Here is a 24,416-nt window from a genome sequence, read left to right on the forward strand (position 1 = left end):
CAGAAGTGAAACGCCGTAGCGCCGATGGTAGTGTGGGGTCTCCCCATGCGAGAGTAGGGAACTGCCAGGCATCAAATCAAGGAACAGCCCTAATCGAAAGATTAGGGCTTTTTCTCGTCTGGATTCTGGAAGAAATTACGTCTATTGCGGAGATTTTCGCTTTTCCGGCAGAATAGACAAATAAAAAAGGCCCCCGTCTGACGACGTGGGCCTTTTTTTATTTTTTTTATCCGCTATTTATTAGTGTTTACTGCTCTGCGAGATGCCAATACCAGTTTGTGAACGAACAAACTGTGACCAGAAAAGCTTTCTTTCTGCCGCTCCGGTAGCGGATTTATCAGTGATTGAGAAGAACCAAATCCCGACAAAAGCCACGATCATCGAGAACAGAGCTGGATATTCGTACGGATAAATCGGCTTGGCGTGACCCAGAATCTGCACCCAGATCGTCGGGCCAAGAATCATCAGAATCACCGCCGTTAACAAGCCTAACCAGCCGCCGATCATTGCGCCCCGCGTGGTCAGTTTCGACCAGTACATCGACAGCAAAATTACCGGGAAATTACAGCTGGCAGCAATCGAGAAGGCCAAGCCCACCATGAAAGCAATGTTCTGCTTTTCAAACATCACCCCCAGCGCGATCGCGACAATTCCCAGCACGATTACTGTTATTTTCGATACTCGCAGCTCGGCTTTTTCCGTGGCATTACCGTCTTTCACTACGCTGGCATACAGGTCATGAGAGACCGCCGACGCGCCCGCGAGCGTTAAGCCAGCAACCACGGCCAGAATCGTAGCGAAGGCTACCGCCGAGATAAAGCCGAGGAAGAAGCTGCCGCCCACGGCATTGGCAAGATGCACCGCCGCCATATTATTGCCGCCGAGTAACGCACCTGTCGCATCTTTGAAATCAGGATTTGAACTCACCAGCACGATAGCACCGAAGCCGATAATAAAGGTCAAGATATAGAAATAACCGATAAAACCCGTGGCATAAAACACGCTTTTGCGCGCTTCCTTGGCATCATTCACCGTGAAGAAACGCATCAGGATGTGTGGCAGGCCAGCAGTACCAAACATTAGCGCCAGCCCAAGCGATAAGGCCGATATGGGGTCGGAAACGAGCCCCCCCGGACTCATAATCGCCAGCCCTTTTGGATGCACCGCCACGGCCTGCGTAAACAGCGTGTTGAAGTTAAAGCCGACCGATTTCATCACCATCAGCGCCATAAAACTGGCACCCGCCAACAACAGCACAGCTTTGATAATCTGCACCCACGTCGTGGCGAGCATGCCGCCAAACAGTACGTACATCACCATCAAAATGCCGACCAAAATGACCGCCACCAGATAGTTAAGCCCGAACAGCAGCTGAATCAACTTGCCCGCGCCGACCATCTGCGCAATCAGATAAAGCGCGACGACGACCAGCGATCCACAGGCCGACAGCGTACGAATCGGTTTCTGTTTAAGGCGATAAGAGGCGACGTCGGCAAAAGTATATTTACCCAGATTTCGCAGCCGTTCGGCGATAAGAAACAGAATGATCGGCCAACCAATCAGAAAGCCTATCGAGTAGATTAGGCCATCATAGCCCGAGGTGTAGACCAGCGCGGAGATGCCTAGGAATGACGCCGCCGACATAAAATCGCCCGCGATCGCCAAGCCGTTTTGCAGGCCCGTGATCTGCCCGCCCGCCGTGTAGTAATCCTTGCGGGAACGGGTACGTTTTGATGCCCAATAGGTTATATACAACGTCGCGCCCACGAACAGCACGAACATGATAATCGCTTCAATATTTAACGGCTGCTTTCTGACTTCTCCGGCAATGCCTTCGGCGGCCCAGGCGGAAGAACTCAGTGCAAGCAGCGCCAGAACACCCAAACGGCGGGCGTTCATGGCTGCACCTCACGCACGATATCTGCGGTCAAACGGTCGAATTCCCCGTTGGCACGCACGACATAAATACCGGTAAGCACAAAGGAGATGACGATGAGGCCGACGCCAACCGGAATGCCCCGCGTGATGGTCGCGCCCTCGTAAAGCGGCGTCCCCAGCCACTGGGGCTCGAAGGCGATCAGAAAGATAAATCCGACGTACAACACCAGCGTAATTATAGAGAGCAGCCAGGCGAACCGGCTGCGCTTATGCACCAACTCTTTAAAGCGCGGATTACTTTCAACCTTTTGATAAATGAGATCATTCATCGACACGACTCCTATGAGGCATTGATTGAGTTCACCGCGCAGAGGCGGTGAAAATTATGACGACGCTTTCATTGATTGTTTTTCTTCCAACAGCTTATCGACTACGCCAGGATCGGCGAGAGTAGAGGTGTCACCGAAGTTAGAGGTATCTCCGGCAGCAATTTTGCGCAGAATACGACGCATGATTTTCCCGGAACGGGTTTTCGGCAGCGAATCCGTCCAGTGCAGCACGTCCGGCGTCGCAATCGGACCTATCTCTTTGCGCACCCAGTTGCGCACTTCGGTATAGAGTTCCGGCGTCGGCTCTTCGCCATGATTCAGCGTCACGTAGGCGTAAATCGCCTGACCCTTGATGCTGTGCGGGAAGCCAACCACCGCCGCCTCGGCGATTTTTGGATGTGACACCAGCGCCGATTCAATTTCAGCGGTTCCCAAACGGTGGCCCGAAATATTCAGCACGTCATCGACGCGGCCCGTAATCCAGTAATAACCATCTTCGTCACGACGCGCGCCGTCACCGCTGAAATACATATTCTTGAAGGTCGAGAAGTAGGTCTGCTCAAAGCGCTCGTGGTCGCCATACAGCGTGCGCGCCTGACCCGGCCAGGAGTCGATAATCACTAGATTACCCTCGGTCGCGCCTTCCTGCGGATTGCCCTCGTTATCAACCAGCGCAGGCTGCACGCCGAAGAACGGTCGCGTCGCCGAACCGGCTTTCAATTCTGTCGCGCCGGGTAGCGGAGTTATCATGAAACCGCCCGTTTCCGTCTGCCACCAGGTATCGACGATCGGACAATTACTGTTGCCGATAGTCTTGTAATACCACTCCCAAGCCTCTGGATTGATAGGCTCGCCGACGGTACCCATAATGCGCAGCGAGGTGCGGCTGGTGCCTTCGATGGCTTTGTCGCCCTCGGCCATCAGCGCGCGAATAGCGGTCGGCGCGGTATAAAGAATATTAACTTTATGCTTATCAATAACCTGTGACATACGATTAGTGGTCGGATAATTTGGCACGCCCTCAAACATCAGCGTCACAGCGCCAACGGCCAGCGGCCCATATAGCAGATAACTGTGGCCCGTCACCCAACCTACGTCCGCCGTACACCAATAAATGTCGCCGTCGTGATAATCGAAGGTGTATTTAAAGGTCAACGCCGCATAAACCAGATAGCCGCCCGTCGTGTGCAGCACGCCTTTTGGTTTACCGGTCGAGCCAGAGGTATAAAGGATAAACAGCGGATCTTCGGCTTTCATTTCGGTTGGCGGACAATCAGACGACGCGCTGGCCGTCACCTCGTGCCACCACAGGTCGCGACCCTCTTTCCACTCGCCTTTTTTGCCCGTGCGCTGATAAACAATCACGTGATTAACCGTCACGACGGCCGGATTTTTCAGCGCGTAATCAACGTTTTGCTTCAACGGAATAGTACGACCCGCGCGCAGCCCTTCGTCGGCAGTAATCACCAGCTTGGCGTTTGAGTCGATGATGCGTCCTGACACGGCTTCCGGTGAGAAACCGGCAAAGATAACCGAATGCACCGCGCCAATACGCGCGCAGGCCAGCATTGCGACGGCGGCTTCCGGCACCATCGGCATATAAATCGCGACCACGTCGCCTTTTTCGATACCTTTATCTTTCAGTACGTTGGCAAATTTGCAGACGTCTTCGTGCAGCTGCTTATAAGTCACAAACTTGTTTTCAGCCTTGGGATCGTCGCCTTCCCAGATGATCGCTACCTGATCGCCGCGCTCGGCAAGATGACGATCCAGACAGTTGGCCGCGAGGTTCAACGTGCCGTCTTCAAACCAGCGAATGTCGACATTTCCCGGCGCAAAAGAGGTGTTTTTAACCTTGGTGAAAGGTTTGATCCAGTCGATCACTTTGGCCTGCTCACCCCAGAATGCGTCCGGATCTTCTACAGACAGTTGATAATACTGATCATATTTCTCGGGCGTAATCAGGGCGTGTTCTGCTATAGACGCAGGAACAGGGTGCTTGTGAGATTGGCTCATCATTGTTCTCCTTATGAATGTGTTAATACTATGTCAATCAAAAGTTAATTGTAGTTTGCGTAAGGGCTTTGTTTAGCTTTTGGGTGGCAGATCACGCAATGTCGTTGTGACACAAGCCGTTAGTTTTATGAGATTAAATAAGGCGCCACAATCGCAGCCTGTTGACGATCAAAATCGATCGTTAACTGAGCCCCTAACGGCACCGTCAGCATCGGATGGGTATGACAACAGTCGAAACCGTCCACCAGCGGAATAGTTTGCCCGTCCAATACCTCCAGCAGCACATCAGCCGGGCGACGTCCGCTGCCGGCATCATCAAACAGTTCATGTTTGCCAAGCAGGATTGCCGCTACGCGATCGAACACGCCGTTAAGCTTTAGCATCGAAAAGGCGCGCTCGACGGTGGCGATATCTTTTAGGCTGTCTTCGATAAGCAAAATGTCACCATGCTTAATCTCGGGCATGTAAGGAGAGCCCCAAATGCCCGACAGCGTATTCAAATTGCCGCCGATCACTCTCCCCGTTACGCGACCCGTGCCAAGAAAACAGCAGTCATTCGGATACAGCGTCTTAGGGCGCTCGGGCGCTAAGGTGTCCCAATTGAGTTTTTCGTCACTCCAAAACGCGGGCAGAGTGTAGGTATAAGGAAGCGCTGTCGGACCGATAATTACCTCGGCGAAGGCGTCCCACGTGTTATCGACCAATGGCGGAAACTCACCAAAAGAGGCAACCAGCGCAGGGCCGTAAAAGGTAATAAGTCCGGTTTTGGCATAAATGCCGAGCAGCAGGGCGGTCGTGTCGGAATAGCCGATGATAATTTTCGGGTCCGCTTTAATGGCTTCGTAATCGAGATAGGGCAGCAGCGCGTTGCTGTTCATGCCACCGATGGTCGAGATAATGCAGCGTACCTGCGGATCACGCAGCAGCTGGTTTAACTCCTCCGCGCGTTGGCGAATCGATCCGGCGCGATAAAAATCACGTTTACCTGTCAGGATCCCGGCTTTTAGCGGAAAACCTTTAGCCTCCACAAACTGCTGCGCTCGCGCAAAGCGATGGGGCGCCGTGGCGGTAACGGGCGACGAGGCCGAGAAAAAACCTATCGTCTCTCCCGACTTAAGTGACTGAGCTAACAACGGTTGAGAGGCAAAATCCATGATGTTCTCTCTTGATCTGTGAAGGTCCTTTACCCTCGCCTATTCATTAAATTTTCTCAATCAAAATGTGGTAAGTGAAATACGCTTCATCGGCACGTCGCCGTCCTATTGCAAATGCAAATAATTATCAATACTATTCTTAGTATGTTGGATGAAGCTTTCAGACTTCAAAAGCTAACCGCTTGGAAGTCCTGAACTTTTTTAGGAAGCGAATTTACTTCGCCTTAACAACGGGTTTGGATCAACATTTGTCGCCTCACCAAAGTGTCCAAACGCGCGCCGCACAGCAGCCAATGCTGCCCTTAACTTTCGATTCTATTAAAGCAGGAGCCGCTCATGGAAAAGCTTAACCCTTTCGATGACGAGCAGCAGCAAAGTCTGGTGCTGCAAAATTCACAGCAGCAATACAGCCTGTGGCCCGATTTCAGTGCCATTCCGGCCGGTTGGCAGCCCGTTTTCGGTCCAACAAGTCGCGAAGAATGTATCGGCTGGCTTGATAGCCATTGGCAGAGCCTTCGCCCGGCCGTGGCGTAATCGCGGCGACACGAAGGCACAGTTTTTGCTGAAAAAAGTTTGCTGAAAAAATTTACTGAAAAAAGTTCGTGCCGAAAGCAGTACCAATAAAGAAAAAAACTGAGCCGAAGGAGTCGGCCAGCGATAAATCATCAGGAGTATTCAGGGTGCAAGACATGACTTCAGCCGTAACGCTTTCAAACGACCAGCCACTTCGCCGCGACGCCATGCCGCTGGTGGCCGCACAGCCGGGTATCTGGGTAGCAGATCAGTTATCTCCCCACGACAACGCCTATGCTGTTGCTCATTATATTGAATTAACCGGCCAGCTCGATCTCGAGCGGATGATCGCCGCCATTTCCCAAGGTTTGGCCGAGGCCGATACCCTGCGGATGCGCTTTGAAGAACAGGACGGCGTGCCTGTCCAGTGGATCGACAAAAATGCCACGATCCCCGAGGTTGAATGGCTTGATCTCTACGATCAGGCGCTCTCCAATCCCGCCACTCTTTCCGGCCAGCCGATTGAAGACCAGCAGGCCGCCGCGCTGGCGTTTATGCAGCAGGATCTCAACGGGCAGCTGCGCGTGGCCGACGGCCTGCCGCTGTTCCGCCACGTGCTGATCCGCGTCGCCGAAGATCGCTGGTTCTGGTATCAGCGTTATCACCACGTCATTGTCGATGCATTTAGTTTTACCGCCATCGCTCGCCGTATCGCCCAGCTTTATACCGCGCTGTGTCAGCAACAGTCGCCGGAACCGACGCCGTTTGTGCCGTTTAAAGAGGTGGTCGAAGAGTACCTCAATTACGAACAGTCCGCCGTGTGCCAGCGCGACAAACAGTTCTGGCTCGACAAGGCGCGCCAATTGCCGCCAGCCGCCAGCCTGAGTCCACAGCCGCTCGCCGGACAGGTGCCGTCGACGCACATTTTCCGCCTGTCGCAAGCGTGCTCGCCGCAGCAGTTTGCCCAGCTGATTGCCGCCGGAGAGGCGCACAAGCTCACGCCGTCCGACATGGCGCTGGCGCTGGTTTCGCTGTGGGTTTCGCGCCTGAGCGGGCAATCCGAGTTTGGCGCAGGCTTTATCTTTATGCGCCGCATGGGTTCTGCCGCGCTGTGCGCGACGGGTCCGGTGATCAACGTCTTGCCGGTTGCCTTTAACGTTGCACCGCAGAATACGCTGGTGGAGGTTGCCGCAGAGATTGCGCGCGAGCTGAAAAAGGCTCGCCGTCATCAGCGTTACGACGCCGAGCAGATCCAGCGCGACGTCGGCGGTGTTGGCGATGCGCAGCCGATGTACGGCACGATTTTCAACTTCAAGATGTTCGACTTCCGTCTGGATTTCAACGGCATGGCGGGCGTTACTCACGAGCTGACCTCAGGTCCGGTGCGCGACCTTGAAATCGCGATGTATATCGACGAAGCGGGCCAGCTGACCGTCGATTTACTGGCCAACGCCGAACGTTATCAGCCGCAGGAACTTCAGGCGCATCTTGAACGCCTGCCGCTGCTGCTCGGCCAGTTCGCGGCTAACCCGCAGCGGTTGACGGGCGAAGCCGATATGCTGACCGCCGCCGACCGCGCGCTGATTAACCGTGTTAACGACACCGCCGCGCCTGTCGCCAACGCCACGCTGCATCAGCTGCTGGCCGAACAGGCCGAGAAAACGCCAGACCTTCCGGCGCTCTCTGACGCGCAGCATCAGTTTACCTATCGCGAAACGCGTGAACAGGTGGTGGCGCTCGCGCAGCGGCTGGTGGAACAAGGCGTGCAGCGCGGTGATATTGTTGCCGTCGCGCTGCCGCGTTCGGTATTCCTGTCGCTGGCGCTGATGGCGATTGTCGAGGTTGGCGCGGCCTATCTGCCGATGGACACCAGCTACCCTGATGATCGCCTGGCGATGATGATTGAAGACGCCTCTCCGCGATTAATTATCACCGATAACAGCCAGTTACCGCGCTTTGCCCGCAAAGGCAACGTGATGATTTACGATGCTTTACTCAGTTTGCGATCCGATCTTCCTCAGACTTTTATCCGATCTTCCTCAGACGACGCGGCTTATCTGATCTTCACTTCAGGCTCGACGGGCAGGCCAAAAGGCGTGGTCGTGGGTCATCAGGCGATCGTCAACCGCCTGCTGTGGATGCAGAATCAGTATCCGATGACGGGCGACGATGCCGTACTGCAAAAGACGCCGAGCAGCTTCGACGTCTCCGTGTGGGAATTCTTCTGGCCGCTGATGGTGGGCGCAAGATTAGTGATGGCACCGCCCGAGGCGCATCGCGACCCCGAGCAGCTGCAACAGCTGATTGCCGAGCACCGGATAACCACGATGCACTTTGTACCGTCGATGCTGGCGGCGTTCGTGGCGACGCTCGAAGAGCCGCAGGCCGTAGAACAATGTGCGACGCTGCGTCAGGTATTTTGTAGCGGCGAAGCCTTGCCCGCCGAGCTTTGCCGCCTGTGGCAACGCCGCGTTGGCGTCGCGCTGCACAACCTTTATGGCCCGACCGAAGCCGCCGTCGACGTCTCTTATCATCCGGCGTTTGGCGAGGCGCTGGCCGAGGTTAAAGGCGCGAACGTGCCGATCGGTTTACCTGTCTGGAATACTGGCCTGCGTATTCTCGATGGCAGACTGCAACCCGTGCCGCCGGGCGTCGCGGGCGATCTTTACCTGACCGGCGTGCAGCTGGCGCACGGCTATTTGGGCCGTCCAGACCTCACCGCCAGCCGATTTGTGGCCGATCCACTTGGCAATGGCGGCAGAATGTATCGCACCGGCGACGTGGCGCGCTGGCTGCCGACGGGCGCGGTGGAATATCTTGGCCGCAGCGATTTCCAGCTCAAAATTCGCGGCCAGCGCATCGAGCTGACGGACATTGACCACGCGCTGCTTTCCCTGCCGGGCGTGGCGCAGGCCGTCACTCACGCGCTAACGATTGGCAGCGCGACGCAGGATGCCACTGGCGGCGATGCCCGTCAGCTGGTGGGTTATCTGGTCGCGCAGCCTGAAACGACCTTGGATCTCGAAGGGTTACGCCGTTCGTTGAGTGATTTGCTGCCGCCGCACATGGTGCCGGTCGCGCTGGTCGAGCTGCCTATCCTGCCGCTGAGTGCCAACGGCAAGCTTGATCGCAAGGCGTTGCCGCAGCCGCAGGCCGCGCAGCAAACCCAGGGCCGCGAGCCGGAACCGGGCCTCGAAACGCAGATTGCCAAGGCTGTCGCGGGCCTGCTGTCGCGTGAGAAAGTCTATGCCGATGACGATTTCTTCGCCCTCGGCGGTCATTCGCTGCTGGCGATGCGCCTTGCCGCGCAGCTGCGCCGCGAGCTTGAGAGGCCCGTCACCGTCGGGCAGATTATGGTTGCCTCGAAAATCGAGCAGTTGGCCGCGCTGTTAGGCGAAACGCAGTCGCAGGCCGAGGCCGACAACGTGGGCTTCGAGTCCGTGCTGCCGCTGCGTAAAAGCACCGGTCCAACGCTGTTCTGCCTGCATCCGGCGTCGGGTTTCTCCTGGCAGTTCAGCGTGTTGCCGCGTTACATCGATCAGCAGTGGTCTGTGGTGGGCATTCAGTCGCCACAGCCTGAAGGCCCGCTGTCGACCAGCGAAAATATGGATCAGGTGTGCGACGCGCATCTGCAAACCGTGCTCAGCGTTCAGCCACACGGCCCGTATCATTTCATCGGGTATTCGCTCGGCGGCACGCTGGCGCAGGGTATCGCGGCGCGTTTGCAGGCGCGGGGCGAAGAGGTCGCGTTCCTCGGGCTGTTGGATACCTATCCGCCGGAGACGCAAAACTGGGACGTGATGCTCGATGACAACGTGTTGAAAGAAATCCAGCGCGAGCGCGAGCGTTTTATCGCGGTTTCGCAGGAGTCGCTCGAACCGACGCAGGACGGCGGCAGGCATTCGATGTTTGATAAAATCGAGGCTAACTACGCGGATTCGGTCAGGTTGCTTTCCAAAACTTCAACCGCGCGCTTCAAGGGCGAGGCGACGCTGTTTGTGGCGAAACGCACTTTGCAGGCCGGTATGGACGTGCAGCAAACCTGGTCGCATTACGTCGACGCGCTACAGGTTCACGAGCTGGATTGCGCCCACGTCGACATCGTTTCACCGGCGTCGTTTAAAGTATTGGGGCCGTTGATCAATCGCTTGCTTAGAACGCTCTAAGCGATGAACAGACCTGCACTTAACACTGACTGTTAAAAACTGATTTTTAAAAACAAAAAGCCCGCGTCGTGCGGGCTTTTTATTTACCTATCCGATCCAAAAAAATCAGGGCAGAAACTCGCAGTGGCCGAGCGGAATAATCAGCGGCGTGTGCGAAACAGGGCAGTCGATAATGTGACAACGCAGCCCGAATACCTGCTCGATAAGCTCGGGCGTGACAATCTCCGACGGCGCACCCTGCGCGATAATCTTGCCGTCTTTCATCGCAATTAAATGTCCGGCGTAGCGACAGGCGTGGTTCAGGTCATGCAACACCACCACCAGCGTGCGATCGTTTTGCTGATTCAGCCGACACATTAACTCCATCAAATCAATCTGATGGGCAATATCCAGCCACGTCGTGGGTTCGTCGAGCAGCAACAGCGGCGTTTGCTGCGCCAGCACCATCGCTATCCATACTCGCTGGCGCTGTCCGCCAGAAAGATTATCCACCAGCCTGTCCGCCAGCTCGAAAACGCCCGTGGCGCGCATCGCCTCGTCGACGGCCAGCGTGTCCTGCGGGCTCCAGCGGCTAAACAGATTTTGGTGCGGATAACGGCCACGCGCCACGAGATCGGCGACGCTGATGTCACCCGGCGCGGTCGAGCTTTGCGGCAGCAGCCCCAGCTGTTTAGCGACCTCTTTGGTCGGCACCTCGTTAATCATCTTGCCGTTTAACCACACCTTGCCCGCCTGAGGTTGCATCAGGCGGCTCAGGGTGCGCAGCAGGGTCGATTTTCCGCAGGCGTTCGGGCCGATAATTACTGTGACTTTGCCGTCAGGGATTTCTACCGACAAATCGCGGGCAACGACCTTCTTCTCATAGCTGAGGGTCAGATTTTCTGCCCGTAAAGGTGAAGCGTGTGGCGTGCTCATTAGCGGCGAGACTCTCGAATTAGCAACCCAATCAGATAGATGCCGCCAAGACTGACCGTCAGCACCCCCACGGGTAATTGATAGGGAAGGAAAACGCGCTGGGCGATGACGTCGGCGGCCAGCAGCAGCAGCGCGCCGGTCAGCGCGGCAAACAGCAGCGGCTGTTTCTGATTCGGACAGAGGCGGCGCGATATCTGCGGCGCAACCAGCGCAATAAAGGAGATAGGCCCCGCGACGGCGGTAGCGGCGGCGGTCAGCGACACGCCAATCAGCATCAGCAGCAGGCGCGTGCGTTCAACCGGCACCCCGAGCGCGCAGGCGGTATCGTCGCCCATTTCCAGCAAGCGCATTCGGCGGCACAGCGCCTGCGCGACAATTACGGCGAGCACGATAAGCCCGATGGCAGGCAAACTTTTCTGCCAGGTAATGCCGTTGAGCGAGCCCGCGCTCCAGAGTCCGGCGGTCAGCGCCGACTCAAGCGACGCGTTGATAATCAGCCACGTATTGCCGCCAATCAGCAAGGCGCGGATCGCGATTCCCACGATAATCAGCCTGAAAGTTTCCACGCCTTTACGCCACGCCAGCCAGTAAACCAGCAGGCCAGTCAGGATCCCGCCCGCCATCGCGCCCGCCGTAATGCTGGTAATATCGCCATTAAACAACACGATAGCCACCAGCACGCCGCTGTACGCGCCCGTGTTAAAACCAATAACGTCCGGGCTGCCGAGCGGATTGCGCATCAACGACTGAAAAATCGCGCCGCTAATGCCAAGCGCGCCGCCCAAAATCAGCGCCATCGCCACGCGCGGCAGCCGCCACTGGGTGACAATAATCCCCAGATTGGCAGGCCCTTCGCCGCGCAGCGCGTCGATAACCTGTTGAGCTGAAAGAGCAAGCGTGCCGCTGCCGAGGGCGTAAATTGCCAGCAGCGCGCAGCATAATGCCAGCACGAGGGCGGTCATCATCGGACGCGCGAGGCGAGAGGTTTTCTGCGCCGAACGACGGCGTTCGAGGGCCGGATTCATGCTCATCCTCGGGTTAATCCATTATGACGACGCACCAGCCAGATAAGCACCGGCGCGCCGATAAACGCGGTGACCACGGAGACGCGCAGCTCGCCCACCACTAAGACGCGGCCCAGCAGATCGGCGGCCAGCAGCAGGGAAGGGGTTAACACCAGCGTCCACGGCAGCAGCCAGCGCGGATTGGCGCGCGACAGGCGTTTGGCGATGTGCGGCATCATCAGCCCGACAAAACCGATCGGCCCGACGGCGGCGGTCGCGCTGCCACACAGCAGGGTAATCGCCAGCAGGCCGGTAAGCTGGGTCAGTGCGATGCGCGTGCCGAGCGCGGTTGCCAGCTCGCTGCCCATCGTCAGATTATTCAACGAACGGCTCATTAACAGCGTGATCAGGCTGGCGATAATAATGGGCCACGCCACTAAGCGAATCACGCCCATGCTGCGAATATCCAGCGTTCCGGCCTGCCAGAAACGCAGCTGGTCAAAGGCCTGCGGATTGAGCAGCGAAATGCCGGAAGTCATGCCTTCGAGCACGGCGGCCAGCGCCACGCCCGCCAGCGTTAATCTAATCGGATTGATTCGCCCACGCCCCAGCGCGCCAATCATCGCCACCAGTAACGTCGCTACCATCGCGCCCGCAAAGGCGTACCACAAATAGTGTTCAATGCCGGTGGCGCCGAAAAAGGCGATGCCCAGCACCACGGCAAATCCTGCGCCCGAGTTAATGCCGAGAATGCCCGGATCGGCCAGCGGATTGCGGGTCAGAATCTGCATCAGCGCGCCAGAGAGCCCGAGCGCGATGCCCGCCAAAATGCCCGCCAGCGTTCTTGGCAGCCGCGCGTCAAGAATAATCACGCAGTCAGCGCTGGAACATTGGCCGTTTAGGGCCGGTAAAATCGTGGATAGAGGAATGGATTTTTCGCCGACCGACAGGCTGAGCGCCACCATCACCAGCAGCAGTAAAATCGCCAGCAGCATCGCCGGGAGCTGATGAGAAAACACGGAGGATCGCGTTGACGTTTTCGTTGCACTATTTAGCGCGCTGTTGCGCATGAGCCGAGACATAGCAGCCTTAAGGTAAGCAGTTCAATCAGGAATGTTAATGATATTTATTATCGTTATCGCTCGAGTTTGTATATGGTAGCATGACTCTTTCAACTGTTGCAGTCCCTACGCGGCGGGAACCTCCTGCCAAACCGTCTGCTGCTCTCCCTGTTACTGTTGGACCCTGAATTTGCTATGGAAAAGCCGTCAATTTTACTTAATTTCAGCCTGCTGAAAACCCATCCCGCCTTCCGATCGGTATTTTGCGCCCGATTTATCTCGATTCTGGCGCTGGGTTTGCTCGGCATCGCCTTGCCGGTGCAGATTCAGGCGTTGACCGGATCGACCCTTTTAGTCGGCCTCGCCGTAACGCTCGCGGGCAGCGGCATGTTTGTCGGCCTGCTGATGGGTGGCGTGATGGCCGACCGTTACGAGCGCCGCCGACTGATTTTATTCGCGCGATCCACCTGCGGGATTGGCTTTGTCGGGCTGTGCATTAACGCCGCGATGCCTTCGCCGTCGCTGGTGGTGATTTATCTGCTCTCCGTGTGGGACGGATTCTTCGGCGCAGTCGGCGTGACGGCGTTGCTGGCTGCCCAGCCCGCGCTGGTGGGCCGCGAAAATCTGGTGCAGGCCGGGGCGTTAAGCATGTTAACCGTGCGTTTTGGCTCGATTCTTTCGCCCGCCGTCGGTGGCCTGATTATCGCCAACGGCGGCGTGGTGTGGAACTACGGGCTGGCGGCGTTCGGCACCTTGCTCACCCTGATCCCGCTGCTGCGTTTGCCGCAACTTCCGCCTCCGCCGCAGCCGCGCGAGCATCCGCTGAAATCGCTGGCGAGCGGCGTGCGTTTCCTGTTCCAGAATAAAGTCATTGGCATGGTGGCGCTGATTGGCGCGCTGTTAACCATGGCGAGCGCCGTGCGCGTGCTTTATCCGGCGCTGTCGGGGATGTGGCAGGTGAATGCGTCGCGGCTTGGGCTGATGTATGCCGCCGTGCCGCTGGGTGCAGCAATTGGCGCGTTTACCAGTGGTCGCGTGGCGAACGTTGCGCGTCCAGGCTGGATGATGCTGACCACCGCGATTGCCGCGTTTGTAGCGATCGGCCTGTTCAGCCTGATGCCGTGGTACAGCACCGCGCTGCTGTGTCTGGTGATTTTCGGCTATCTGAGCGCAATAAATTCGCTGCTGCAATACGGGCTGATTCAGCGCCTAACGCCGGATGAATATCTGGGCCGCGTCAACGGCTTATGGACCGCGCAAAACGTCACGGGTGACGCACTCGGCGCGCTGCTGCTGGGGTCGATGGGATCCATTCTGCTGCCGGTTGCCAGCTCGGCAACCTTTGGTTTTGGTGCGGCGATTATCGGGATTGTGCTGGCGTTTTCGCTGCGTGCGCTGCGCGAGGTGAGTCATCAAGCTTCTCACATCGTGAACAACAGCGGGCCGGAGACTCTCCAACCCGCTAATGCGTCAGACAAAACTCGCCCGTAAAACGGATTAGTGACCTTTAAACTGGGTTTCCAGCTGCGTCAGTACATTGCTGGCGCTGTAGTAATCCAGACGGAAAGTATCCGCGCCCAAGGCAAACACCTGCTTGTTTTGAACCGCAGGCAGGTGACTCAAAAACACATTGCCGGATAAACGCTGGGCGTCGGTTTTATCACCGGCGAACAGCAGCAGCGATTTGCCGTTCAAGCCCGCCGCCATGTTTTCACCCGCTAACTGAATGATGTCTTTGCGAATTCCCTGCGTTTGTCCACTGGCGACGTTGGCCGGAGGCTGCGCCAGCGTAAAGCCTAGCTGCTCCAAAAGCTGTCCCTGTGGCGACGCGGGCGTCCATAAGTTGGCGGCTTTACCGTCCGGACGATACACCAGCGCTGAAACCGGCTGTGGCGGCAGGTGAATACTTTGCTTCACCGCTTTTTCGCGCGCGTCAAAACGGGCGACGGTTTTGGCGGCATCCGCCTCTTTGCCCGTGGCTTCGCCCAGCTCTTCCGCCAGCGCCTGCCAGCTCTTGTCGTCGTAATTCACCACCATCACCGGCGCGACGGCAGAGAGCTGATCGTAAACTTTCAGCGCAGAATCGCCGCCCGTCGCGGCCACAATAATCAGGTCGGGCGCTTCACCCGCGATAGCTTCGGCATTCGGTTCGCCAACATATAAACGTTTCACGCCGCGCTGTTTCGCCACGTCGCCCCATTGACGGAAAAATCCCTGGTCATCGGCGATGCGCGTGTTCGGACTGGTCGCGCCGCTCGCCACTACCGGCGCATTGATGGCCAGCAACGTGCCGGTAACGGTCACGCTGGTGGAGACAATGCGCTGCGGCGGCTGCTTCAGGGTAATCACGCCGCGTGAGGTTTTAATTTCGCGTGGCCAGCCGTCCGCCGCGTGTGCCGTTAGCGAGAACAGCGCGAAAATTCCTAAAACTGCCGCTAGCGGGCGAAATACTGATGTCATCATTTTCAAACCTTAACCTCCCTCATTGACACTGTGAAACGCATCACGTACTTTAAACGCGATTAAATACAAATGATAATGATTATCATGAAAGTTATCATTATATACGTAGGAGTATACAGATGGATACTGTGATGAAAGAGCGCGACTTAGCTGGCAAGCTTGAGGCTAATCAAGGCCAGCCCGCTAACCAAAGCCAACCTGCCAGTCAGGGCGCATCGGCTGCCGAACTTTCCCCTACTTCGGGCTTTTTCTTTACTTCCGCTTATCGAAGCCTGAGCACGCAGGGTTGTTTGACCAAAGTGACCGAATCGGCTTTCGATGGCGACAAGATTAACGGCGCGTTTCAGCAGGCGGTAGCCGCGGCATTTTCCGATGCCCGCGCCGCAGGCATTAAGCATCCCGTGCTGTGTGGCGCGATCCCTTTCGACAAGCGCCAGCCTTCCGCGCTGTTTGTTCCGCAGCAGACCGCATGGTTTGAACGCGATGAGGCGATGGCGGGCGCGACGGGTAAAGAAGGGGCCTTGCCCGAGATTGCCAGCAAGACGGAGTTGCCGGATCAGCCAACCTTTATGCAGATGGTCAGCGATGCCGTGCAGGCGATGAACGACGGCAAGCTGGAAAAAGCCGTGCTGTCACGTTTGCTGGAGATAACCACGCGCGAGCCGGTAGAGCCGCAGGCGCTGATGAGCCGCATCGTTGAGCAAAACCCTAACGGTTACCATTTCCACGTACCGTTGGAAGAGGGCGCACTGATTGGTGCCAGCCCGGAATTACTGCTGCGCAAGCAGGGAAATAAGTTCTATTCGAATCCGCTGGCTGGTTCTGCCCGCCGCGAGAGCTGTCCCGAAAAAGACGGGGAAGTGAGCCGCGTGCTGCTGGATTCGGGTAAAGATTTGTACGAGCACCATATTGTGACCGAAGGCATGCGTCAGGTGCTGGCGAGCCGTAGCCGTTCGCTGGATATTCCGGCCTCGCCCGAGCTGCTGAGCACGCCAACGCTGTGGCATCTTTCAACGCCGATTAACGGCGAAGTGCTGGATTCGCAGGAAAACGCGCTGTCGCTGGCCTGCCTGCTGCACCCGACGCCCGCGCTGTGCGGCTCGCCGACCTTAGCGGCGCGCGAATTGATCGACCAGCTCGAGCCTTTCGATCGCGGCCTGTTTGGCGGCATCGTCGGCTGGTGTGACGATCGCGGCAACGGCGAGTGGGTGGTCACTATCCGCTGCGGCACCGTCAAAGGCGATCAAGTACGCCTGTTTGCCGGCGCAGGAATTGTGCCCGACTCCTCTCCGGAATCCGAATGGCGCGAAACCGGCGTAAAACTCACCACCATGCTGCGCGCTTTTGGTTTAGCAAAATAACCGGTTTAGCAAACGATCGATTGAGAAAAACAGCCGGTTTAGAAAAAAGCTAGATTCAGCAAAACGGTTTTAGAACAGACGGTTTTAAAAAAGACTAAGCAGAGATAAGAACAATGAGCATTGCTTTTACCCCCTGGCCGGAAGATTTCGCCAAAAAATACCGCGAGCGCGGCTACTGGATAGACCAGCCGCTGACCGACATTCTGACTCGCCAAGCTAATAACGACAGCGTGGCGATGATTGACGCCGCCGGCAGCCTGACCTATCGCCAGCTTAACGAGCAGTCAAATCAGCTGGCGGGCGCGCTGCGTCGCCGTGGCTTGAATGCGGGCGACACCGCTGTCGTGCAGCTTGGCAACGTTAACGAATTCTACGTGGTGTTCTTCGCGCTGCTGAAAATCGGCGTCGTGCCGGTTAACGCGCTATTCAGCCATCAGCGCACCGAGCTGAACGCCTACGCCAGCCAGATTAAACCGGCGCTGCTGATTGCCGACCGCGATCATCCGCTGATTGGCAACGACAGCTTCCTCGACGGGTTCCTGAACGAGCACGCTTCACTGCGCCTCGTCGTTTTACGCAACGCCGCCGAAGGCCAGCTTTCACTTGCCGCGCTGATTAACGAAGCGCAGGACGACTTTACCGCCGCGCCGACGCCAGCCGATCAGGTCGCGTTCTTCCAGCTTTCGGGTGGCAGCACCGGCACGCCGAAACTTATTCCGCGTACTCACAACGACTATTATTACAGTATCCGCGTCAGTGTTGACGTCTGCCGTTTTGATAGCGAAACCCGTTACCTGTGCGCGCTGCCGATTGCCCATAACTATCCGATGAGTTCGCCGGGCGCGCTTGGCGTGTTTTACGGCGGCGGTCAGATGATTTTAGCCGCTGACCCGAGCGCGCAATCGTGCTTCCAGCTGATTGAAAAGCATCAGGTTAATGTCACCGCGCTGGTGCCACCGGCCGTTACGCTCTGGTTGCAGGCGATTGAAGAGTGGGGCAGCAACAAACAGCTCGCGAGTTTAAAATTGTTGCAGGTTGGCGGCGCGAAGCTGGGCGAAACGCTGGCGGCGCGCATCCAAAACGAGATCGGTTGCCAGTTGCAGCAGGTGTTTGGCATGGCCGAAGGTCTGGTCAACTACACCCGTTTGGACGACAGCGAGCAGCATATTCTGAGCACCCAAGGTTACCCGATGTCACCCGACGACGAGCTGTGGGTCGCCGATGAACACGGCAATCCGCTGCCAGCCGGTGAGGTCGGACGCCTGATGACGCGCGGCCCTTACACCTTCCGTGGCTACTACAACAGCCCTGAGCACAACGCCGAAGCCTTCGACGAAAACGGTTTTTACTGCTCCGGCGACCTGATTTCTCTGAGCGAAGAGGGCTATGTGCGCGTCGAAGGACGTTTGAAAGATCAGATAAACCGTGGCGGCGAGAAAATCGCGGCGGAAGAGATTGAAAACCTGCTGCTGCGCCATCCTGAAATCATCAACGCGGCGCTGGTTTCGATGCCTGACGAGCTGATGGGCGAGAAAAGCTGTGCCTTTATCATCTCGAACGTCGAGCTGAAAGCCGTGGCGCTGCGTCGTCATCTGCGCGAGCAGGGCATTGCCGAGTTCAAGCTGCCGGACCGTTTCGTGCGCGTCGACACTCTGCCGCTCACGCCGGTCGGCAAAATAGATAAAAAGCTTTTGCGTCAAACGTTTGACGTGCAGTCCCCAACAAAGTCCTCTGGAGAATAAAACGATGGCCATTCCAAAACTCGAATCCTACGCCTTGCCGACCGTGGCAGAACTGCCAACGAACAAGGTGAAGTGGGAACTGGAACCCTCGCGCGCTGCCCTGTTAATTCATGATATGCAGCAATATTTTTTAAACTTCTGGGGAGAAGATAGCCCGCTGGTCAAGCAGGTGGTCGAGAATATCGCCGCGCTGCGTCGCTACTGCAAGGCGAATGGCATTCCCGTGTTTTACACCGCGCAGCCGAATAATCAGAGTGATGAAGACCGCGCGCTGCTTAACGACATGTGGGGACCGGGCCTGAACAAGCACCCTGAGCAGCAGGCCGTGGTCGCAGAATTAGCGCCGGACGAAGAGGATCAGGTGCTGGTGAAATGGCGTTACAGCGCCTTCCATCGCTCGCCGTTGCAGGAGATTTTGCAAGAAACGGGCCGCGACCAGCTGATTATCTGCGGCGTGTACGCACACATTGGCTGCCTGACGACCGCGATCGACGGCTTTATGCGTAACATCCAGCCGTTTATGGTGGCCGATGGTCTGGCTGACTTCTCGCGTGACGAACACCTGATGGCGCTGCGTTACACGGCGGGTCGCTGTGGTCGCGTGGTGATGACGGCCGATCTGACCGGCGCGCAAAACGATTTAACCGGTGCGCAAGACAAGCCGGGTTACGCCAGCAAAGAACAGCTGCGCAATGAGATTTTGCCGCTGCTCGATGAAGAAGACGCCGACGATTTGCAGGACGACGACAACCTGATCGATTACGGTCTGGATTCCGTGCGCATCATGGCGTTGGCGACGCGCTGGCGTAAAATTCGTGAAGATATCGATTTCGTGGCGCTGGCTAAAAATCCGACCATTAATGGCTGGTGGAAGCTGCTGTCAGGAGAGCAAGTCTGATGAGCGCAGAGTTGGAATTTGCCCAAAAACGCGTGTGGGTGACCGGCGCGGGCCAGGGAATTGGCTACACCACGGCGCTGGCATTCGTTGAAGCGGGTGCGGAAGTAATTGGATTCGATAAGCATTTTGGCGACCACGACTACCCGTTTCGCACCGAAGTGCTGGATATTACCGATGCAAAAGCCGCGCGTGAAGTTTGTCAGCGCCTGCTGGCCGAGCACGATACGTTAGACGTGCTGGTCAATGGCGCGGGCATTCTGCGCATGGGCGCAACCGACGAACTCAGCGACGACGACTGGCACGCCTGCCTCGCCGTCAACGCGGGCGGCGCGTTTAACATGTTCCGCCACACGCTGCCGGTATTCCGTCGCCAGCAGCGCGGCGCAATCGTGAGCATCGCCTCGAATGCCGCCCACGTGCCACGCATCGGCATGTCAGCCTACTGCGCCTCGAAAGCGGCGTTGCGCAGCCTGTGCATGAGCGTCGGATTAGAGATGGCACCTTACGGCGTGCGCTGTAATCTGGTGTCGCCCGGCTCGACCGATACCCCAATGCAACGCGGCATGTGGAGCTCACCGGAAAGCGAGCAACACACCATTAACGGCTTCCCGGAGCAGTTTAAGCTGGGCATTCCGCTGGGCAAAATTGGCAAACCGCAGGACGTGGCAAACGCCGTTCTATTTATGGCGTCGGATCGCGCCGGACATATTACGATGCAAGACATCGTTATTGACGGCGGCGCAACGCTTTCAGCCTAAATAACGCGAATCGCCTGTTTGAGCTAACGAAAACCCGCCGAGTGCGGGTTTTTTTATGGGTAAAACGGCGGCTTTTGTTAAAAGAGCGGGCCTATTTTGTCATGATTTGATGCAATGTTTGATGCAATGTTTTGAAGCAATGTTTTCTGAGCAAAAACAGAGAAAGCGACTAGATGAGCACGATAGGCATAACGCCCAAGAGATATTTCTGAGCAAAGGTTAGCGAGGTTAACCAAAATCGCCTAAATATGCCCGTTAGCGTCTAACTTATCTGCCTGCAATAAAGACATTTTTTGATGAGGTACTTGATGTAGAGAGGGATAAAGAGAGAGATTAGGAGAGGAATAGGAAATTTGATGAGAGGTTTTGTCGACGGATTTTATCGGGAAAGAAATAATTCCCAGAGGCCACGAGGCTTGAAGAAGAAATAGAGCAAGTTTTATCCAATATATTGATATTAAAGGATTTTTAAGAAAGAGGGGGAAAGCGGATCACCAGGAGCGAATAAGCTTTTTAACTTTTATTAACTTACGTTTATAGCTCATCCGCACTTCAGGATGCAGCATAAACGGCACAATATCGACCTCTTCGATATTCTGCTTAATCGTATTACGATCCTGCCATTTTGAAATAGTCAGATGATTACGATTTATAAACTCAATCCAGTGACACACCTGCAAGAATTTATATTCACCTTTCAGGACTAAAGACATTTGGTCTAAACCCTGACGGCAAAGTTTAATTTTCTCTTCATCGACGACGCTGGATAATGTATTTCCGTGTTTAAAATACATATAAGGACCAGTGGCCGAGAAATAGATATTATTACAGCTTTTTAATACCTCAGGGAATATAAAGGCATCTTCGTAGCAAATATAATGCGGGAATTTACAACGCAACAAAATACTGCGCTTAATAAACTTGCCAATAAAGTGCGCCTGAAACGCCTGGTGAATCAGGTATTTTTTGATGGCCGTTTGGGTGGAGATTTTTTTCGGCTGCATCGGCGGCATATGCTCTGGCAGCGCGTTGTCACGCACCTCTGTCAGACGGGTAATAAGCATGTCAGGCTGGTTGCCATTCAGGAACTCCAGCACCTCGATGAGCGAGCCGGCTTTGAGTTGATCGTCGCCGTCGACCATGGTGACGTAATCGCCACGGGCCTGTGACACGCCGAAGTTGCGCACTTTACCGATGTTTTTGAACGCGACGTTGTACTGAACGACATTACTATGACCTTCGGCGAACTGCTCGAAAACGGTGCCCGTCGCATCGGTGGAGGCGTCGTTGATCAGCACGATTTCGCATCGGGCAAATTGCTCACCCAACGAGGCTTTTATCGAGTCAAGGCAGGCTGTCAGGTGTGAAGCGCAGTTGTGCGCCGTCACGATAACAGACAGGTCATAGAGTTTCATTTTTATAATTTCGTGCTCACGAGAATATTTGTTAGTAAAGAAGCTACTGAAGAGGTTAGTGAAGAAACCACAACGATCTTAAGCATATTAGCACTCCTCTTCATTGCTGTCTTTGGGCCCACAAAAGAAAACTAAGGTAAGTTTAGACTTAAAAAGAGACGCCATGTCCTGATTACGAAAAAAACGATTCTTTTTTGCGATAAGTTAGAAGGTAAGTGATAAGGAAATAGGTCGTTGACGCTAATAAATTTAGCCGGATAGCCATTCCCCCACAATCGGAAAAGGTTTAAAGCCCTTACGGCGAACTGCGAGGCGTTAAGTCGGCGAAAAGGCAGGCTTATCAAAGCATCGCCAAAAAGGAGATTTAACGTTAGATAATAGGGCGTTTTGGTAGTAAAGCAGTGTTTATGAATAAAGATCTACACCTGAGGGTATTGCCGAGATATTAAGCGGAATGAATAAGTGAAGGTTAAAAGTTGCTCGATACACTGCCTGAAAGACGAAGAATAAATGTAAGCCGCCTGTTTTTATAATCCCAATCTCAAATTTCATTATAAATTCCGACGGGGATAAATGCGTGTTTATACTCCATGACACTCTCGGCTTACCAAAAATAGCCAATGAAAAATGAGCCTAAAGCAATAAAAGTAATAACGCTTGATTAGCCTATTTTTGGATATCAAAAGAACGGCAAAATTTTAGATACATTTATTCATCAGAATCTGAATGATGATAACGTAAAAAAACAAAAAAATATAACCTCATGAATAGCAACGCTTTTTATTATAGTGCTGAACAGAGGGTGAATATATCTGGCTATTTGGGTGGTTAAATAATAAACAGTTAATTAAATAGGATTTATTAATAATTGTGTTATCTGCCCCTATATGTTAAATAGTTGTCGAATTATGTGAATGTATTTCCATTGTAATGACTTCGTGATTAAAGTGAAAAAAGTCCTTCATATAATTTCGTGTGAAATGTAGCTGTTCGTCCTCCTTTATATTCCGCCAGGATTGCATTGTTTGCTTCTCTCAGAGTGCAGGCAGGGGATAGATCTTGCCTTTTAGGGGATTTTTAATAGGGAACGAATATCAATCTAGACATTTTAGATCAGCTTTCTTTGTGTCACAGCAAACCCTAGAGACGGGATTTCATCATTAAACAATTTAGGCTTAGGTCTATGGCCCTTATCCCTGCGCATTGGTTGCTGTAAGCCAAGGGCGGTAGCATGGAAAAACGCAACAAACTGGATTAACACGATGGCACGTAGTGGCTTGGAAGTACAAAAAGCGACAATCAAAGCGCTTTTCTTAAGGGAAATCAAAACCCGTTTCGGCAAGTTCAGGCTGGGATACATGTGGGCAGCGTTAGAGCCGATGGCACATATGCTAATTCTGCTAACAGTCTTGGGTTACGTCATGCATCGCACTATGCCTGATATGTCCTTTCCGGTGTTCTTAATCAACGGCATAATTCCTTTCTTTGTATTTAGCAATATAAGCAATCGTTCCATCGGAGCAATTGAAGCTAATCAGGGTTTATTTAATTATCGCCCGGTAAAACCCATCGATACGATTATAGCTAGAGCAATACTAGAAGCATTCATTTATGCCGTTGTCTATATATTACTGATGGTTATTGTTGGATTGGTCGGCGAAGATTTTCAAGTCACTCAGTTAATTACATTGATACTCGTCTGGATATTGTTAGTACTATTTTCATGCGGTGTCGGCCTAGTCTTTATGGTGATAGGCAAAACCTATCCAGAGACAGAAAAGTTCCTGCCAATCATAATAAAACCTCTCTACTTTGTTTCTTGCGTGATGTTTTCATTGAATTCCATTCCAAAAGAATACTGGCCTTATTTGCAGTGGAATCCTTTAGTACACGCCATAGAGCTTTGTCGCGCTTCGGTGATACCGGGTTACTCAAGTGATGGTGTCAGCCTCAGTTATTTAGCTATTTGTACCTTAGTCGTATTATTTGTTGGCCTAGCGCTTTACCGTAATCGCGAAGAGGCGATGCTGACCTCATGATAAAGATAGAAAATCTCACTAAGTCTTATCGCACCCCTAAAGGCAGACATTACGTCTTTAAGGATCTTAGCGTTGAATTACCCTCTAATAAAAGCGTGGCTTTGATAGGAAGAAATGGCGCGGGCAAATCAACTCTTCTTCGCGTTATTGGCGGCATTGACCGCGCCGACTCGGGGCGTATTACCACTGATAAAACTATCTCATGGCCGGTAGGTCTTGCGGGAGGATTTCAGGGTAGTTTAACAGGGCGTGAAAACGTTAAGTTTGTCTCGCGACTATATGCCAAGGCTGATGAACTTAAAGAGAAGGTCGCTTTTGTCGAACAATTTGCCGAGCTAGGTAAATACTTTGATATGCCAATTAAGACTTATTCTTCCGGTATGAAATCCCGCTTAGGGTTCGGTCTAAGCATGGCATTTACCTTTGACTATTATCTTGTCGATGAAGTCACCGCCGTGGGTGATGCAAAGTTTAAACAGAAATGCGCAGACCTCTTTAAAGCAAGGCACGAAGAAGCCAGCTTTTTAATGGTTTCACATAGTCTAGGCTCGCTAAAAGAGTTTTGTGACGTGGCGTTATTTATAGGCCGTGATAACAAGGTTAAGTACTATGAGTCGGTGGAAGAAGCAATCCAGGTATATAAAGCAGATGAAGGGTTGTAAGTTTTACAGTCTTGATGTGCTGAGAATGGATTTCCGACATTA

The 24,416-nt window shown here is 54.4% G+C and carries 18 protein-coding genes; 9 read left to right on the forward strand and 9 right to left on the reverse strand.

Going from position 1 to position 24,416, the window contains the following annotated elements; all coding sequences use genetic code 11:
• Window positions 1-240: 240 nt before the first annotated feature.
• The 4 genes from actP to SC206_RS00340 all read right to left on the reverse strand — a co-directional run bounded on the left by actP (window position 241) and on the right by SC206_RS00340 (window position 5,377).
• Window positions 241-1,899, reverse strand: a complete 1,659-nt coding sequence (gene actP, locus SC206_RS00325; protein WP_332733023.1) for a cation/acetate symporter ActP — start codon at window positions 1,897-1,899, stop codon at window positions 241-243.
• Complete coding sequence (locus tag SC206_RS00330) at window positions 1,896-2,207, reverse strand: DUF485 domain-containing protein (RefSeq protein ID WP_332733026.1); 312 nt, start codon at window positions 2,205-2,207, stop codon at window positions 1,896-1,898. The genes actP and SC206_RS00330 overlap by 4 nt, the downstream gene beginning before the upstream one ends.
• A gap of 54 nt (window positions 2,208-2,261) precedes the next feature.
• Window positions 2,262-4,223 carry an acetate--CoA ligase gene (acs, locus tag SC206_RS00335; RefSeq protein ID WP_332733121.1) on the reverse strand — a complete coding sequence of 654 codons (1,962 nt, stop codon included), beginning with the start codon at window positions 4,221-4,223 and terminating at the stop codon, window positions 2,262-2,264.
• A 125-nt stretch (window positions 4,224-4,348) separates the two neighbouring features.
• Complete coding sequence (locus SC206_RS00340) at window positions 4,349-5,377, reverse strand: S66 family peptidase (RefSeq protein WP_332733028.1); 1,029 nt, start codon at window positions 5,375-5,377, stop codon at window positions 4,349-4,351.
• Window positions 5,378-5,713: 336 nt separating this feature from the next.
• Between SC206_RS00340 and SC206_RS00345 the strand changes: the two genes are divergently transcribed.
• Window positions 5,714-5,911: an MbtH family protein gene (locus SC206_RS00345; RefSeq protein ID WP_332733030.1), complete on the forward strand. Its 198-nt coding sequence runs from the start codon at window positions 5,714-5,716 to the stop codon at window positions 5,909-5,911.
• A 155-nt stretch (window positions 5,912-6,066) separates the two neighbouring features.
• Window positions 6,067-10,056 (forward strand): enterobactin synthase subunit F, encoded by a 3,990-nt coding sequence (locus SC206_RS00350; protein WP_332733032.1) that lies wholly within the window; start codon window positions 6,067-6,069, stop codon window positions 10,054-10,056.
• Window positions 10,057-10,161: 105 nt separating this feature from the next.
• Here the strand turns inward: SC206_RS00350 and SC206_RS00355 are convergent, their stop codons facing one another.
• From SC206_RS00355 to fepD, 3 genes are read right to left on the reverse strand one after another with little or no spacing between them, the layout of a single operon-like run.
• Complete coding sequence (locus SC206_RS00355; protein WP_332733034.1) at window positions 10,162-10,971, reverse strand: ABC transporter ATP-binding protein; 810 nt, start codon at window positions 10,969-10,971, stop codon at window positions 10,162-10,164.
• The gene (gene fepG / locus SC206_RS00360) at window positions 10,971-12,002 is read right to left on the reverse strand and encodes an iron-enterobactin ABC transporter permease (RefSeq protein ID WP_332733036.1); all 1,032 of its coding nucleotides are present in this window, start codon (window positions 12,000-12,002) and stop codon (window positions 10,971-10,973) included. The genes SC206_RS00355 and fepG overlap by 1 nt, the downstream gene beginning before the upstream one ends.
• Entirely contained in the window at window positions 11,999-12,970 is a 972-nt protein-coding gene (gene fepD / locus SC206_RS00365) for a Fe(3+)-siderophore ABC transporter permease (protein WP_442975974.1), read from the reverse strand. Before fepD ends, fepG begins: the two co-directional genes overlap by 4 nt.
• A gap of 261 nt (window positions 12,971-13,231) precedes the next feature.
• On the opposite strand from fepD, the gene entS reads away from it, so the two are divergent.
• Window positions 13,232-14,527, forward strand: a complete 1,296-nt coding sequence (gene entS, locus SC206_RS00370) for an enterobactin transporter EntS (RefSeq protein ID WP_332733040.1) — start codon at window positions 13,232-13,234, stop codon at window positions 14,525-14,527.
• A 6-nt stretch (window positions 14,528-14,533) separates the two neighbouring features.
• On the opposite strand, the gene fepB is transcribed toward entS, so the two are convergent.
• Complete coding sequence (fepB, locus tag SC206_RS00375; protein WP_332733042.1) at window positions 14,534-15,499, reverse strand: Fe2+-enterobactin ABC transporter substrate-binding protein; 966 nt, start codon at window positions 15,497-15,499, stop codon at window positions 14,534-14,536.
• A gap of 131 nt (window positions 15,500-15,630) precedes the next feature.
• Here fepB and SC206_RS00380 point away from each other — a divergent pair, with 131 nt between their 5' ends.
• The 4 genes from SC206_RS00380 to dhbA all read left to right on the forward strand — a co-directional run bounded on the left by SC206_RS00380 (window position 15,631) and on the right by dhbA (window position 20,258).
• Window positions 15,631-16,860: an isochorismate synthase gene (locus SC206_RS00380; RefSeq protein WP_442975975.1), complete on the forward strand. Its 1,230-nt coding sequence runs from the start codon at window positions 15,631-15,633 to the stop codon at window positions 16,858-16,860.
• A 113-nt stretch (window positions 16,861-16,973) separates the two neighbouring features.
• Window positions 16,974-18,602, forward strand: coding sequence for a (2,3-dihydroxybenzoyl)adenylate synthase (locus SC206_RS00385; protein WP_332733046.1), 1,629 nt, complete (start codon window positions 16,974-16,976; stop codon window positions 18,600-18,602).
• A gap of 4 nt (window positions 18,603-18,606) precedes the next feature.
• Window positions 18,607-19,500, forward strand: a complete 894-nt coding sequence (locus SC206_RS00390; protein WP_332733048.1) for an isochorismatase family protein — start codon at window positions 18,607-18,609, stop codon at window positions 19,498-19,500.
• Window positions 19,500-20,258 (forward strand): 2,3-dihydro-2,3-dihydroxybenzoate dehydrogenase, encoded by a 759-nt coding sequence (gene dhbA / locus SC206_RS00395; protein WP_332733050.1) that lies wholly within the window; start codon window positions 19,500-19,502, stop codon window positions 20,256-20,258. Before SC206_RS00390 ends, dhbA begins: the two co-directional genes overlap by 1 nt.
• Window positions 20,259-20,749: 491 nt before the next feature.
• Here dhbA and SC206_RS00400 read toward each other — a convergent pair whose 3' ends face one another.
• The gene (locus SC206_RS00400; protein ID WP_332733052.1) at window positions 20,750-21,673 is read right to left on the reverse strand and encodes a glycosyltransferase family 2 protein; all 924 of its coding nucleotides are present in this window, start codon (window positions 21,671-21,673) and stop codon (window positions 20,750-20,752) included.
• Between the two features lie 1,262 nt (window positions 21,674-22,935).
• On the opposite strand from SC206_RS00400, the gene SC206_RS00405 reads away from it, so the two are divergent.
• Together SC206_RS00405 and SC206_RS00410 are read left to right on the forward strand one after the other, a co-directional pair.
• Window positions 22,936-23,712, forward strand: a complete 777-nt coding sequence (locus SC206_RS00405; RefSeq protein WP_332733054.1) for an ABC transporter permease — start codon at window positions 22,936-22,938, stop codon at window positions 23,710-23,712.
• Complete coding sequence (locus SC206_RS00410; protein WP_332733056.1) at window positions 23,709-24,374, forward strand: ABC transporter ATP-binding protein; 666 nt, start codon at window positions 23,709-23,711, stop codon at window positions 24,372-24,374. The genes SC206_RS00405 and SC206_RS00410 overlap by 4 nt, the downstream gene beginning before the upstream one ends.
• Window positions 24,375-24,416 lie beyond the last annotated feature (42 nt).

Source organism: Rouxiella sp. T17, from assembly GCF_036663475.1.
Lineage (GTDB): Bacteria > Pseudomonadota > Gammaproteobacteria > Enterobacterales > Enterobacteriaceae > Rouxiella.

Excerpts from the sequence above, each read along its gene's own strand:
- SC206_RS00405 (WP_332733054.1), top strand. The coding sequence starts at position 22,936 with ATGGCACGTAGTGGCTTGGAAGTACAAAAAGCGACAATCAAAGCGCTT.
- SC206_RS00390 (WP_332733048.1), top strand. The coding sequence starts at position 18,607 with ATGGCCATTCCAAAACTCGAATCCTACGCCTTGCCGACCGTGGCAGAA.
- SC206_RS00330 (WP_332733026.1), bottom strand. The coding sequence starts at position 2,207 with ATGAATGATCTCATTTATCAAAAGGTTGAAAGTAATCCGCGCTTTAAA.
- SC206_RS00400 (WP_332733052.1), bottom strand. The coding sequence starts at position 21,673 with ATGAAACTCTATGACCTGTCTGTTATCGTGACGGCGCACAACTGCGCT.
- SC206_RS00345 (WP_332733030.1), top strand. The coding sequence starts at position 5,714 with ATGGAAAAGCTTAACCCTTTCGATGACGAGCAGCAGCAAAGTCTGGTG.
- SC206_RS00380 (WP_442975975.1), top strand. The coding sequence starts at position 15,631 with ATGAAAGAGCGCGACTTAGCTGGCAAGCTTGAGGCTAATCAAGGCCAG.
- fepG (WP_332733036.1), bottom strand. The coding sequence starts at position 12,002 with ATGAGCATGAATCCGGCCCTCGAACGCCGTCGTTCGGCGCAGAAAACC.
- SC206_RS00355 (WP_332733034.1), bottom strand. The coding sequence starts at position 10,971 with ATGAGCACGCCACACGCTTCACCTTTACGGGCAGAAAATCTGACCCTC.
- SC206_RS00410 (WP_332733056.1), top strand. The coding sequence starts at position 23,709 with ATGATAAAGATAGAAAATCTCACTAAGTCTTATCGCACCCCTAAAGGC.
- SC206_RS00385 (WP_332733046.1), top strand. The coding sequence starts at position 16,974 with ATGAGCATTGCTTTTACCCCCTGGCCGGAAGATTTCGCCAAAAAATAC.
- fepB (WP_332733042.1), bottom strand. The coding sequence starts at position 15,499 with ATGATGACATCAGTATTTCGCCCGCTAGCGGCAGTTTTAGGAATTTTC.
- SC206_RS00350 (WP_332733032.1), top strand. The coding sequence starts at position 6,067 with ATGACTTCAGCCGTAACGCTTTCAAACGACCAGCCACTTCGCCGCGAC.
- SC206_RS00340 (WP_332733028.1), bottom strand. The coding sequence starts at position 5,377 with ATGGATTTTGCCTCTCAACCGTTGTTAGCTCAGTCACTTAAGTCGGGA.
- acs (WP_332733121.1), bottom strand. The coding sequence starts at position 4,223 with ATGAGCCAATCTCACAAGCACCCTGTTCCTGCGTCTATAGCAGAACAC.
- actP (WP_332733023.1), bottom strand. The coding sequence starts at position 1,899 with ATGAACGCCCGCCGTTTGGGTGTTCTGGCGCTGCTTGCACTGAGTTCT.
- entS (WP_332733040.1), top strand. The coding sequence starts at position 13,232 with ATGGAAAAGCCGTCAATTTTACTTAATTTCAGCCTGCTGAAAACCCAT.
- fepD (WP_442975974.1), bottom strand. The coding sequence starts at position 12,970 with ATGCTGCTGGCGATTTTACTGCTGCTGGTGATGGTGGCGCTCAGCCTG.
- dhbA (WP_332733050.1), top strand. The coding sequence starts at position 19,500 with ATGAGCGCAGAGTTGGAATTTGCCCAAAAACGCGTGTGGGTGACCGGC.